The organism is Parafrankia colletiae (assembly GCF_001854655.1).
Lineage (GTDB): Bacteria > Actinomycetota > Actinomycetes > Frankiales > Frankiaceae > Parafrankia > Parafrankia colletiae.
In genome coordinates this window covers 37796-50473 of the sequence record NZ_MBLM01000138.1, presented here as the reverse complement: position 1 = coordinate 50473, position 12678 = coordinate 37796, and the positions used below count along the sequence as shown (strand labels likewise).

10 protein-coding genes are annotated in these 12678 nt (G+C 69.5%); 2 read left to right on the top strand and 8 right to left on the bottom strand.

Annotation, left to right across the window (positions count from 1 at the left end; translation table 11 throughout):
* Positions 1-78 precede the first annotated feature (78 nt).
* Positions 79-597 carry a GNAT family N-acetyltransferase gene (locus CC117_RS23825; protein ID WP_198541962.1) on the top strand — a complete coding sequence of 173 codons (519 nt, stop codon included), beginning with the start codon at positions 79-81 and terminating at the stop codon, positions 595-597.
* Positions 598-794: 197 nt separating this feature from the next.
* Positions 795-1742: a zinc-dependent alcohol dehydrogenase gene (locus tag CC117_RS23820; RefSeq protein ID WP_071087821.1), complete on the top strand. Its 948-nt coding sequence runs from the start codon at positions 795-797 to the stop codon at positions 1740-1742.
* Positions 1743-1895: 153 nt separating this feature from the next.
* Here CC117_RS23820 and CC117_RS23815 read toward each other — a convergent pair whose 3' ends face one another.
* The 8 genes from CC117_RS23815 to CC117_RS23780 all read right to left on the bottom strand — a co-directional run bounded on the left by CC117_RS23815 (position 1896) and on the right by CC117_RS23780 (position 11916).
* Positions 1896-3167, bottom strand: a complete 1272-nt coding sequence (locus tag CC117_RS23815; RefSeq protein WP_071087818.1) for an acyl-CoA dehydrogenase family protein — start codon at positions 3165-3167, stop codon at positions 1896-1898.
* A complete protein-coding gene (locus CC117_RS23810; protein WP_071087816.1) occupies positions 3164-4303 on the bottom strand; it encodes an acyl-CoA dehydrogenase family protein in 1140 nt (379 codons plus the stop codon). Before CC117_RS23810 ends, CC117_RS23815 begins: the two co-directional genes overlap by 4 nt.
* A gap of 85 nt (positions 4304-4388) precedes the next feature.
* Positions 4389-5213, bottom strand: a complete 825-nt coding sequence (locus tag CC117_RS23805) for an SDR family oxidoreductase (RefSeq protein ID WP_071087814.1) — start codon at positions 5211-5213, stop codon at positions 4389-4391.
* A gap of 58 nt (positions 5214-5271) precedes the next feature.
* Positions 5272-6486 (bottom strand): CaiB/BaiF CoA transferase family protein, encoded by a 1215-nt coding sequence (locus tag CC117_RS23800; protein WP_071087813.1) that lies wholly within the window; start codon positions 6484-6486, stop codon positions 5272-5274.
* Positions 6483-7784, bottom strand: a complete 1302-nt coding sequence (locus CC117_RS23795) for an amidohydrolase family protein (protein ID WP_071087811.1) — start codon at positions 7782-7784, stop codon at positions 6483-6485. The genes CC117_RS23800 and CC117_RS23795 overlap by 4 nt, the downstream gene beginning before the upstream one ends.
* 62 nt (positions 7785-7846) lie before the next feature.
* Complete coding sequence (locus CC117_RS23790) at positions 7847-9043, bottom strand: cytochrome P450 (RefSeq protein ID WP_071087809.1); 1197 nt, start codon at positions 9041-9043, stop codon at positions 7847-7849.
* 311 nt (positions 9044-9354) lie between these two features.
* A complete protein-coding gene (locus tag CC117_RS23785; protein ID WP_071087863.1) occupies positions 9355-10797 on the bottom strand; it encodes an aldehyde dehydrogenase family protein in 1443 nt (480 codons plus the stop codon).
* Between the two features lie 390 nt (positions 10798-11187).
* Positions 11188-11916 (bottom strand): TetR/AcrR family transcriptional regulator, encoded by a 729-nt coding sequence (locus CC117_RS23780; protein WP_071087807.1) that lies wholly within the window; start codon positions 11914-11916, stop codon positions 11188-11190.
* Between the last annotated feature and the right edge of the window lie 762 nt (positions 11917-12678).

Genomic DNA, 12678 nt, shown 5'->3' with positions numbered 1-12678 from the left:
CGGAAGTGGCCTCGTGCCACGACGAATCCTGACGTCCTGATGCGCCTGCGGCTGGCAACATCGGGCGCTGTGGAACACGTGCTGATCACGCAACGGCTGGTACTCACGCCCGTCGCGGACACCGACCAGGCAGAGCTGGCGGCGCACTGGACCGATCCGGACGTGCGGCGGTTCCTGTTCGACGGCACCGCGCTGTCACCGGCCCAGATCACCCAGACCGTCGCCGACAGCGCCGCGTCGTTCACCGCCCACGGGTACGGACTCTGGCTGGCCCGCGGACGCGGCGGCCATGACGAGCCCGGCGGGCACAGGGGCGAAAGCCTGGTCGGCACCGCCGGGCTGCGCCCACTCGACGACCTCGGCGTCGAGGTCCTCTACAGCCTCACCCCCGCCGTCTGGGGCCACGGGTTCGCGACGGAAGCCGCCCGCGCGGTCATCGACCACGCCCTGGGCACCGTCGGCCTCCCCGAGGTGCTCGCCGAGGTCGACGAGGGCAACACCGCCTCCATCCGCGTGATCAACCGCCTTGGCCTGACCCCGTTCGCCACCGTCCAGGGCGAACTCGGTCCCCTGATCCGCTACCGCCTGCGCCCCTGACCCGCCCGAGCCGAAGGCGGCGGGGGACTCACTGCCACCGGTGCGCGCCCGTGGTCTCCGACGGCCTTCCGTTGCCGTCACCATGGTCGCGCTCACCGGCCTGAGCAGCGTCATCGACCGCCATGTCGGCTCCTCACTCCGGCGGCCCGACGTCATCCCTGGTAGACCTGAGTTCTCCGGCGGTGGGAGGAGAACCGATGAAGGCGGTACGTGGGTACGAGGGGCGGCCGGTGGTCGTCGATGTGGACGACGCCCCCGGGTGGGACGACGGCGAGCTCCTCGACATGGCCGTGGCCGGGATCTGCGCCTCCGACCTCAGCTACCTGAAGTACGGGACCGCGTTCGTCCTCGGCCACGAGCTCGCCGGGCGGCGGGCCGACGGAACGCCCGTGCTGGTGGAGGGCCAGTTCGGCTGTGGGACGTGCGACCTGTGCCGGGAGGGCCGGAACAACCTGTGCGGCCAGACGACCAGCATGGCCCTCGGCATGAAACGTGACGGCGGCATGGTGGAGCAGTTCCGGGTGCCCGCGAACAAGGTCTTCGACGTGCCGGCCGGGCTCGACGTCGCGGACGCCTCGCTGGCCGAGCCCGCCGCGGTCTCCTGGCACGGGGTCCGCCTCGGCGGGGCCGCGCCGGGCCGGACAGTCGCCGTCGTCGGAGGCGGGTCGATCGGTCAGCTCGCCGCCGCCGCGGCCCAGACCCAGGGCGCGGACGAGGTCGTGCTGGCGGCCCGCTACCCCCACCAGCACGAGATCCGCGAGCGTCTCGGGGTGGGCGAACCCGCCGAGGGGGCCCTCTACGACGTGGTGATCGAGGCCGCCGGGTCGCCCAGCTCCCTGCACCGCAGCATCGAGCTGTTGAAACCCGGGGGAACGATCGCCCTGCTCGGTGTGTACTTCGACGGCATGGATCTCCCGCATTCTGCGCTGCGCGGCAAGGAGGTCACCCTCGTCGTCTCCATGGGGTACTGCGGCCACGCCGGTCGCCGCGAGATGCTCCAGGCCGCCGAGATGCTCGCCGCCCGTCCCGAGATTCCCGAGGCGCTCATCACCCACCGATTCCCACTGGCGGACGCCGCCGAGGCGTTCCGGGTGGCGTCTGACCGCAGCACCGGCGCCGTCAAGGTCGTCGTGGAGGTCACCTGAACCCACTGCGCCGACGTGGGCACCCTCAGGTCGAGATCCGGTCGTGCACCCCGGACCCGGCCGTCGGTGCGGCGGTCGACGACACGACCGGCGTGGCGGCAGGCGGCCCGGCAGACCGCCTGCCGCGAGTTGCCGGCCCGGTGGATCCTCCGGTCAGGCGCGGGTCGACGCGCTGCGCGGTACGTCGCGGAACGGGCGGTCGCGGTCAGGCGTGCGCTCGCGGGGCATGCCGAGCACCCGCTCACTGATGACGTTGCGGGCCATCTCCGTGGTGCCACCGCCGATGCACGACGTCTGCCGCATCAGGAAGTCGTCGACGCAGTTCGCGGCCGCGCCGTCGTCCGATGTCCAGGCTGCCCCCGCGGAGCCGGCGATCTCGAACGCGATGGTGGCCTTCCGCGCGGACGAGACGCCCGCGAACAGGCGCGTGATCGCGGCCGACTGTTCGGAGATCCGGCCCGCGGCGACACCCCGGCCGATCCGGCGCCGGAGCGTCTGGCCGACGAGTTCCAGCATGTGGGCCTCGCCGAGAAGGTCCCGGACGCAGCGATCGTCGAACCGTCCGGCGTCCCGGGCGACGTTGACGATCGAGGCCGCACCGACCTCGCCGGGAGAGGCTCCCACGGGGATGCTGACGAACGGCGAGTTGAAGAGCATCCGCTCGTGGAACATCCAGCGGGTGCCCACCGTCCAGCCGCCGTCGACATCGCCGATGCGGTCGCTGTCCGGGACCCGGACGTCGGTCAGGAACTCCTGGCAGAACTCGGTCGAGCCGTTCAGCATCTCGATGCGGCGCACCTCGATGCCCGGCTGGTGAATCGGGAGAATGAACACGGTCAGGCCCCGGTGCTTCGGGACGTCCCAGTTCGTCCGGGCCAGGCACAGGCCCCAGTCGGCGGTCGAGGCGCCGGTCGTCCAGACCTTCGAGCCGTTCAGGATCCACTCGTCGCCGTCGCGGACGGCGCTGGTGAGGGCGGCCGCGACGTCCGACCCGCCGCTGGGTTCGGACAGCAGCTGCATCCAGATCTCCTCGCCTTTCAGGATGGCGGGGATGTGCCGGCGCTTCTGCTCCTCGGTGCCGAACTCCAGCAGCACGGCGCCGCACGGCGAGAACGTCGGTGCCTGCAGCCGCGCAGGGTATTCGTAGCCCACGATCTCGGCGTTGAACGCGCGCTGGTGGTCCGCTGTCAGGCCCTGCCCGCCGTACTCACGGGGAAAGCCGATCCCGGCGAGGCCGGCGTCGAAGACCATGCACTGGATCTCGCGTTCACGGGCGAGCGCGGCGAGTTCCTCCTCCTCGGTCTGGACCGGTAACGCGACGGTGGGCGCGGCCGTCTCATCCGGCGCCAGCGGGCGGAGATTGGCGTGGATCCAGGTACGGGCCCGCCGCCGGAAGCTGTCGACGTCCTCGGTACCGTCGGTCATGCCCGCTCCTTCTGGTTCTCGAGCACGGTGCTGATGCGTTGGCGGTGGTCGGCCGGCGTGCCGTACAGCGCTCGGTTCACGGTGACGCGGCGCAGATAGAGGTGCAGGTCGTGCTCGAAGGTCACGCCGATCCCACCGTGGATCTGCACGCAGTCCTGGACCAGCTCGGAGCCGTAGTCACCGATGAACGCCTTGGCGGCGCTGACCAGCTCCTTCGCGTCGGGCGATCCTTCGTCGACCGCCGCGGCGGCAGCGTCGTTGACGGCGTGGCAGGCCTCCAGCCACGTCTTCTGGTCCGCGAACCGGTGCTTGAGCTCCTGGTAGGAAGCCAGTGGGCGCCCGAACGAGTAACGGTCGAACGCCCACTGGAGGGTCATGTCGAATGCTGTCTGCAGGGCGCCCACCGCCTCGGCGTTGCCGATGACGACCGCGAGCTGGAGCTGACGCTCGAGAAGGTCGTCGGCGTCACCCGGCTCCCCCACGATGGCCTCGACGGGGACACGGACGCCGTCGAACGTGACCGCGCTGAAACGGCGGGTCAGGTCCGCCGTCCGCATCGGTTCGCGGGACAGCCCGGCGGCGTCGGTCGGAACGAGGACCTGCGTCAGCCCCGCCTCGCCCCAGGCCGTGACGAGGATGTGGTCCGCCTGCCCGGCCGCCTCGACGGGGCGCTGGGTGCCGTCGAGGACGACCTCACCGCCGGCGATCCGGCAGCGCGGGCCCGCAGGACCCTGGCCGTCGGTGGAGAGAGCCGGGCCGAAGCACCACGCCGCGACCGACGTGCCGGCCAGGAGGGACGCGAGGACGGGCCGGTGCGTGTCGCCGCCGACAGCGCTCAGCGTCCCGGCTACCACGTTGGTCGGCACCAGCGGGCCGGGCGCGGCGTGCACCCCGAACTCGTGGGCGATCGTGGTGAGGTCCACCAGCCCCGCGCCGCTGACCGAGCCACCGCCGTGTTCCTCGCTGACCAGCAGCGACGTCCAACCGAGATCGGCCCCCTCGCGCCAGTAGTCGGGATCGAAGCCGGCGGGGTGGTTCCGCAGACTCCGGACCTCGTTGATCGGCACCCGACTGGTCAGGAATCTCGCGGTGGTGTCCCGAAAGATCTCCTGGTCGGCGCTCAGTTCCAACAGCATGTCGGGTTTCCTCCAGGTCGCTGGCGGCACCGGCGGGGCCGGGCCGGCCGAACGTCGGTCCGGCCGGCCGGCCGAAGATTCGGTCCTACCGGCCGAAGAAGAAGCGCACGTTCTCCACGGCGGCCGGGTAGCTCCCCGTGATGCCCGAGCTGCAGTAGCCCGCATCGGTGATGACGGTGATCCCACTGACGGCCGCGGCGGCGTCGCTGCAGAGGAACAGCAACGGGTAGGCCTGCTCCAGCGGCGTCGCCGCCTCGATGCCGATCTCGGCCCGGTAGTCGGCGCCGAAGCCGAGCCACATCTCCTTGTTGGCCTGGGCCAGGGGCGTGTCGGTGGGGCCGGGGCAGATGGCGTTGACGCGGATGCCCCGCTTCAGCAGCGTGAACGACTCCCGAGCCACGTAGGCGCAGACCGCCTGCTTGCTCCACATGTAGTCGGCCTTGCCGTGCTCGTGGACCCACGCCGTCGCCGCGTCGAAGTCGGTGATGTCGAGGAACTCCCTGAGCAGCGGGAGATTGCCCTCCCAGCCGAGGCCGGCCGCCGACGAGATGAAGCCGATGGCCGAGCCCCGGGGCAGCAGGTCCCCGGCCAGCAGGCGGTCGATCAGATACCGGTGGCCGATGAAGTTGATCCGCTCGATGCCCGGCGTGCCGTCGGCGACACCGGCGGCGGAGAACAGCGCGTGCACCGGCCCGCCGACCTGCTCGACGGCCGCGTCGATCGACGCCGCGTCCGCCAGGTTGACGTGGATGGACTTGGCGCCGGGCAGCGTGACCTCGGCGTAGTCCATGACCACGACCTCGGCGCCGGCGCTCTGTGCCAGCTCGGCGGCGGCCGCGCCCATGCCGGTCGCCCCGCCGACGACGAGGACCCGCTTCCCGTCGTACCGGAAGGCATCGAACAAGGTCATGTCACTTTCTCCTACCTGTCAGGTCGAATGACTGATCCGCGGACGGCCCGGGCGGCCGCTACGCGACGACGCCGCGCACCTTGAGGTCCACGACCGTGTCCCAGTCGAGCCCGAGCTCCGCGAGGATGGCGTCGCCGTGCTCGTTGAACTGCGGCGCCCGGTGGGCGGGCGGCGGCTGCTCGTCGAACTGCACCGGCGCGGCGGCCAGCTGGAACGGCACGCCGGCCGCCGTCGCGCAGTCCTGGATGTAGCCGTTCGCGACGGCCTGGGCGTCGACCGCGGCCTCGCGTGTGTCCTGCACGACCGCCCACTGGCCGACGAAGTCGGCCAGCCGCGACCGCCACTCCTCGAGCGTCCGCTCCGCGAAGGCCTCGCGCAGCAGCGCGATCGCCTCGGCGCTGTTGTCGCGCAGCGCCGCGTGGCCGGCGAAGCGGGGGTCGACCGCCAGCTCCGGCCGCCCGATCACCTCGCAGATCGGCGGCCAGTACCTGCCCGCCTGCAGGCAGGAGAACGCCAGCCAGCGCCCGTCCTTGGTCAGGTAGTTGCCGACGAGCGGATTGGCCAGCGCGTTCAGCGGCGGCGGCTCCCAGGGCAGGTCCAGCAGCAGCGAGAGCCCGAGCGCCTGGCCCATGGCCCACAGTCCCGTGCCGAGCAGGGACACATCCACGATGCTGGCGACGCCGGTGCGCTCCCGGTGGAACAGGGCGCCCATGATCCCGCCCGCGATCGTCATCGCGCCGATCGAGTCACCGAAGCCCGGGGCCGGCGGGCTCGGCACATGGCCGTACTCGGGCCGGGTCAGCCCCGCGGCGATCCCGGCACGCGCCCAGAACGCCAGCGAGTCGTACGACCCCCGGTCCGCGTCGGGGCCCCGCTCACCCTGGCCGGTGCCACGCACGTAGACGATGCGCGGGTTGTGCGCACGGATCGACTCGACGTCGATCCGCAGCTTCGTCCGCACCTTCGGCAGTTTGTTGGTGAGGAAGACGTCGGACGTCGCGGCCAGCCGGTAGAGGAGATCGCGACCCTCGGCGGAGGTGAGGTCGAGGCCCAGGCTCCGCTTCCCGCGGTTGGAGTGCTCCAGCAGCACGTGGACGTCCGCCGGAACGGGAACGACCCCGGCCGCGGCGAGCCCGCGCATGGCGTCGCCGCGCTCGACATGCTCGATTTTGATGACCTCGGCGCCCCAGTCGGCCAGCAGGGCCGACGCCGCCGGTACGAACGTGTGCTCGGCGACCTCGAGGATGCGGACGCCCTCCATGACACCCGTCATCGAAGCCCACCCACGTCCTGGAGCCCGTCGGCCTCCACCCGGCCCACTCCGGCGGCCTCGTTGCGCCGACGCCACTGGGCACGCGACATCCGGGTCACATCCACGTCGGTCGCCTGCGCACGCAGCGCCCCCACCGTCGCCTGCTCCTTCGGGACGTGCCCGAAAGGGTCCCAGTTGAAGAAGCGGGCGCTGTTCTCCCAGGTGATCTGGTGAATCTCGGCGTCCGGGACACCGGCGTTCTGCAGCTCGTTCCACACGAACTCCGGCGACTCCGGCCAGGTCGTGTCGGTGTGCGGGTAGTCGCACTCCCAGGCGATCACGTCGACGCCGATGTCGTGCCGCATCTTGAGGCCGGCGGGGTCGGTGATGAAACAGGCCAGGAAATGCTCACGGAAGACCTCGGATGGAAGCTTCCCGCCGAAGTCACCCTCGATCCAGGTCTGGTTCTGGAAATGCCGGTCGATCCGGTCGAGATAGAACGGGATCCAGCCGATACCACCCTCGGAGAGGGCGACCCGCAGCTTCGGGAAGCGGCGCAGCGTGGGACCGAACAGCAGGTCCTGCGCGGTGAGCATCGTCAGCTGTGACGGTATCACTATCGAATGGTCCACGGGCGCCTCGGGAGCCAGCTGCACGATGTCCCAGGCGCCGCCGATGTGCAGGCAGAGCACCATGTCCTCGTCAACGAGCGCCTTCAGCATCGGATCCCAGTAGCCCGACAGGAAGCTCGGCCAGCCCTGCCCGTGCGGCGCCTCCAGGAAACTGATCGCGCGGCACCCCTTCCGCGCGATTCTCCGGACCTCCCTGACCGCCAGGTCGACGTCCCACATGGGGACGATTCCCAGCGGGATGAACCGGCCGGGGTAGGTGGCGCACCACTCGTCGATGTGCCAGTCGTTGTACGCCTGGAGCATGATGAAGGAAAGCTGCTTGTCGGCGGCCTCGCTGAAGGTCCGGGCGTTGAAGCCGGCCATCGTCGGGAAGCACATCGAGGCCAGCACGCCGTTCACGTTCATGTCGCGGACGCGCTCGTGGACGTCGAAACAGCCCGGCCGCATCTCGGACATCGAACCGGGATGGAATCCCCACTCCTCCCGGGGCCAGCCGACGGTCGCCGCCATGCCGAACGGTGTCGCGGTCGCCTGCCCCTGGAACACCCAGAGATCCGCGCCCTCCGAGCCGCGCACAACCTTCGGAGCCTGGTCCAGCCATTTCGCCGGCACATGCCGCTGGTACATGTCCGGAGGCTCGATCGAATGGTCGTCAATGCTGATCAGGATCATGTCCGACTGCTGCATTTTCCCTCTCCCCTGGGGGCGGCGGCGGAACGGTACGGAAACACGGGCGCCGGGACGGCCGGTCAGCCGATGAGGACGGGCATCTTCTCCCAGCCCCGCACGGTCGAGGTGCGGGCCTGGACCGCGTTGTCCCAGTCGACCTCCCAGTCGGGGAAGCGCTGGAGCACCTCGTCCAGCGCCACCCGGCCCTCGAGGCGGGCCAGTGCGGCACCGAGGCAGTGGTGGATGCCGTAGCCGAAGCCGAGATGGCGACCCACGGAGCGGTGGATGTCGAAACGGTCGGGATCGGGGAAACGGCGCTCGTCCCGGTTGGCGGAACCGTTGAGAAGAAGGACCACACTGCCCGCGGGTATTTTCTGGCCGTGCTGTTCCACATCGCGTTCGATGTACCGTGCCTGTACCGGGGAAGGCGCTTCGTACCGCAGCACCTCCTCCACCGCGTTGGGAATCAGCGATCGATCCGCGGCGAGTTCGCGGCGCTGGTCCGCGTGTTCACCGAGGAGCTTCCCGGCCCAACCGACGAGCCGCGCCGTCGTCTCGTTCCCGGCGCCGGCCAGCAGGTTTATGTAGGCGATCACCTCGTCTCGCGTCAGCGTGCGGACGGCCCCGGTCTCATCCTCGAACTCCGCATTCATGAGTTCCGTCATGAGGTCGTCCGAAGGATGTTCTGACCGCCATTCGATGTAGTCGACGAACGCACCGTCGATACCGATGTCTGGCGGCCTCGGGTTGTCCGGGTCCTCGATGCGCAGATTATCGTCGAAGAGGCTTCCGATCGCCTCCTGGTCCTCCTCCGGAATACCCAGGAGATAGCCGATCGTGCGCATTGCCATGTGCGTTCCGAGATCTCCGATGAAATCAAAGCCAGCGGTCCCGACAAACGGATCTAGGGATCGCCCGCAGAATTCACGGACTTTCGACTCGAGGGCGTTCATCTTTTTCGGCGTGAACACGCGGGCCATGACACCACGGTGAGCGTGGTGCACGGGAGGGTCCTCGAAGAGAATGTTCCCGGAAGGTATGGGGACGTTCGCCTTGATGATTTCAAGGAGGGTGCCCCGTCCTGAGAGAAAGGTGCCCCACTCAGTCAGGGCGCGCTCGACGTCCTCGAAGCGGCTCAGCGCATAGAAGTCGTGCTTCTCGTTGTAGTAGAGCGGCGCCTCGTCGCGCATCCGCCGCCACACCGGGTAGGGATCGGCGTCGATACTGAAGTCGTAGGGGTCGTAGTAGACGTCGTCTAAATGGCTGGTGGGTGACACGGTTGCTCCTTCACTGGGGCGAGCGGCTTTCCGGAGATGCCGCACGCCTCGGCGTCATCCGCGGGGGGTCGTCGTCACGGTGTTTGTCCGGGCATGCCGCCGGCGGCGGACCCCGCGGTTCCTGCCCTGCGGAGCGTGCCGGTGGGCCGCGGGTCGCGTCCTGAAGCGGGAAAGGAGAGTTCGCGGTGACGGTCGCCGCCGGAGGTGCCGCCGGCATCACCGACAGCACAGCAGCGCCGGCGCCTGCGGGATCTGCGGGATCTGCGGGATCTGCGGGATCTGCGGGATCTGCGGGATCTGCGGGCCGCAGACTAGGCCTTCGGCCAGGCGAGGGACTTGGTCTCCAGGTACTGCTCGAATCCCAGCGTGCCGTTCTGCCGGCCGATCCCGCTGTGCTTGTAGCCGCCGAACGGCAGGTCGGCGCCGTAGGGCGTCCCGCCGTTGACGCACATTCCCCCGGTACGCACCCGGCGGGCCACGGCGAAGGACCGTTCCAGGGATCCGGAGAAGACACCGCCGCTGAGTCCGTAGACACTCTCGTTGGCGATCCGGACGGCATCGTCGTCATCGTCGAACGGAATCACCACGAGAACCGGCCCGAAGATCTCTTCCTGGGCGATCGTCATCGAGTTGTCCACGTCGGTGAACAAGGTGGGCTCGACGTACCAGCCGGTGGGCAGGTGCCTGGGCTGACCGCCACCGAGAGCGAGCGTGGCGCCCTCCGCCACCCCCTTCTCGATGTAGCCGAGCACGCGATCCCGCTGCTTCGCCGAGATCAGCGGGCCCATCATCACGTCCGGGCGCTGCGGGTCGCCGTAGGGAACCGCCGCGAAGGCGGCCTTCAGCACCTCGACACCCTCTGCATAGCGCGACCGCGGCAACAGCATCCGGGTCTGGACGGCGCAGCCCTGACCGGCGTGGTAGCACACGCCCAGGCCAGCCATGAGCGCGCTCGGGAAATCCGCGTCGTCGAGGACGATCGTCGCGGACTTGCCGCCGAGCTCGAGGAACACCCGCTTCATCGTCGCGGCGCCCTTGGCCATGATGCGCTGCCCGACGGTGGTCGATCCGGTGAAGGAGACGAGGTCGACCTGCGGGGAGAGCGTCAGCTCCTCGCCCACCAGGTGGTCCGAGGAGGTGACGATGTTGACCACGCCGGGTGGGATGTCCGTGCGCTCGGCGACCAGCCGGCCAATGCGGGTGGCGTTCCACGGCGTGTCCGGAGCGGGCTTGAGCACCACCGTGTTCCCGGTGGCGAGGATCTGGCCGAGCTTGTTGAGAGCCACCTCGAAGGGGAAGTTCCACGGCACGATGGCGCCGACCACACCGGCCGGCTCCTTCCGGACCCGCCGCCGGTTCAGTACGCCCATCGCCAGGCCGTCCGGGAGATCCGACTCCCAGGGGAACTCGTCGATCAGCTTCGCCGGGTAGCGAAGCGCACTCTCCAACGGATCATCCAACTGAGGGCCGCTGGTCACCATCCGTGGGCAGCCGACCTCGAGGATGAGCTCCTCGCGCAGCTCCTCCCGCTCGCTTTCCAGCGCGTCCTGCAGCTGTTCGAGACAACGCTTGCGGAAGGCATGGTTCGTCGACCAGTCAGTGGTGTCGAACGCGCGTCGGGCGGCCGCGATCGCCCGCCGCATCTCCGCCGTGGAGGCGTCCGCCACCTGGCCTAATAACTGTTCGGTCGCGGGGTTGATGTTGTCGAACCGCTTGCCGGAGTCGGCTTCGACGAGCTTGCCGTCGATGAGCATCCTGGACTCGGGCCTGACATCGGTCACCGCGGTCACCTTTCTCAAAGGGCTGGGCGTCGTTCCGTCCCGACGCCAGGGGCAGCGCTCACACCGGGTGAGACGCCACGTCGGGATCTCGGCGACGCCACCGGCGGAGATACCTGCGCGGTCATGACGTCGCGGGGGGTTGTGATCCGTATCCGCCCGGGGACGCGAGGCGGGTGCCATCGGGTTGTCAGGGGAGGCCACGTGCTCCGGCTGTCGACTCCGCGCCGCGTGCGGTGTCGACAGCGGATCACGAGAGCCGATCCCCGCTGGTGTCGTCGGTTCAGGTCCGCTGGTCAGGCGACAATGCTGGTCAGGTAACGAGGCCGGTCACGCGAGGAAGCCGTTGTGCCGGGACGCGACGTACTAGCCGCTGTCGTCGCGCCGGCGGCGCTTCTTGGGGTCACGAAGTTGCAGTGCGTTGATGAAGATCTTGGTGATCTGGTCGACGGCGGCATCGAAGTCGTATCTCGAGCCCTCCTGCACCAGGGACTGTTCGGCGAAGCGCAGTGTCATCGTGGCCAGCGCGTCGGTCGCGATGACCGGGTCCAGGGTCGCGTCCGCCAGGCCGCGCCGCTGGAGCTGGGTGATCGAGGCAGCCATCTCCTCGCAGTGCCGTTGGTAGAGCTCGCTCCAGAGCGCGTTGATCTGCTCGTTGTATCGCGCCACCTGCTCGATGACGTTCATGATCCGCGCTTCTTTGCGGTGTGCCTCGAAACGGATCCGGATCGCCTTCGTGAGGCGCTCCCGCGGTGTGGCCGTGGAAGACGGATCAAGGATGACGTCCATCCCCGAGTTGAGAGCATGATCTATCGCAGTGACCACCTCCCGGAGGATGTCCTCCTTCGAGTCGAAGTAGTGGTAGAAGGCGCTGTGCGTCAGGCCGGCACGCTCGCCGATGTCGGAGACCCGCGCATCGTGGAAGCCCTTCTCCTMGAAGATGGTCTTCGCCGCCTCCACCAGGCGGGCCCTCGTCTCGACCCCGCGACGTGAGCGCGGCAGGTCGTCGTCCCAACGCTGCGTTCTGAGCTGGCTGTCGGCGCCGGAGCTCCAGACCGGTTCCGTCGCCGGCTGCGGCGGGGGAACAGTTGTCATCGGTACTCCTCCAGGGCCATCGGGTTGGCGCCGCGGGTGCCAGGTCCGGCAACGTGGTCGAACCGCACGCCCGCATCCGCCTCGGGCCAGTGTGTGCCGGCGGGCGCTCGTCGGCGCCTGCCGGCCTCCGCTCACCTTCGGCATCTCGATCACCGCTCACCTGTTCACGAGGCCGGGCCCGGCGCCGCTCCGCACGGTCGTCGAACCGCTGCCCCTCGCCGGCCTGTCGAACCGACGAGCCCGTCACACCAAAACTGACATGATCCTGAAAAAAAATCGACGATCATGTCTGGAATGTTGACGACAATCTAGACGCTCGCCGGTCGGACAGCAAGCACCTTCCGAACGGGCACAGGGGGTCGGCCGAGGGCAGCCAGCCCATCTACCAGGCGCGGAGCAGCCGACCTCGCCGTCGGACGGGCCGCGCGCCGGACGGGCAGCCCCCGGGCCAGGCGGCCCCGAGTGGGCCCACCGCGCACCACGACGCCACCCCCGCCGCACAACTCCACCGCCGCACGACGCCGAAGGCCGCCGCCGCACGACGCACGACGCACGACGCCCATGCGGCATGACGGCTCCGACTCATGATCTCCCCGCGTCACGACGACCTCCGGGGAATCCGCGACTCCCCCGACGCCGCCGACGCACCTCTGGGGCCGTCACCCGGCCCTCAGCGGGGAATGCCGCTACCAACGGAGCGAAAGCGGCATCAAGGAAGATGTCAGACAAGGCGGACAGAGTCCGGCAGCATACGCATCTGCG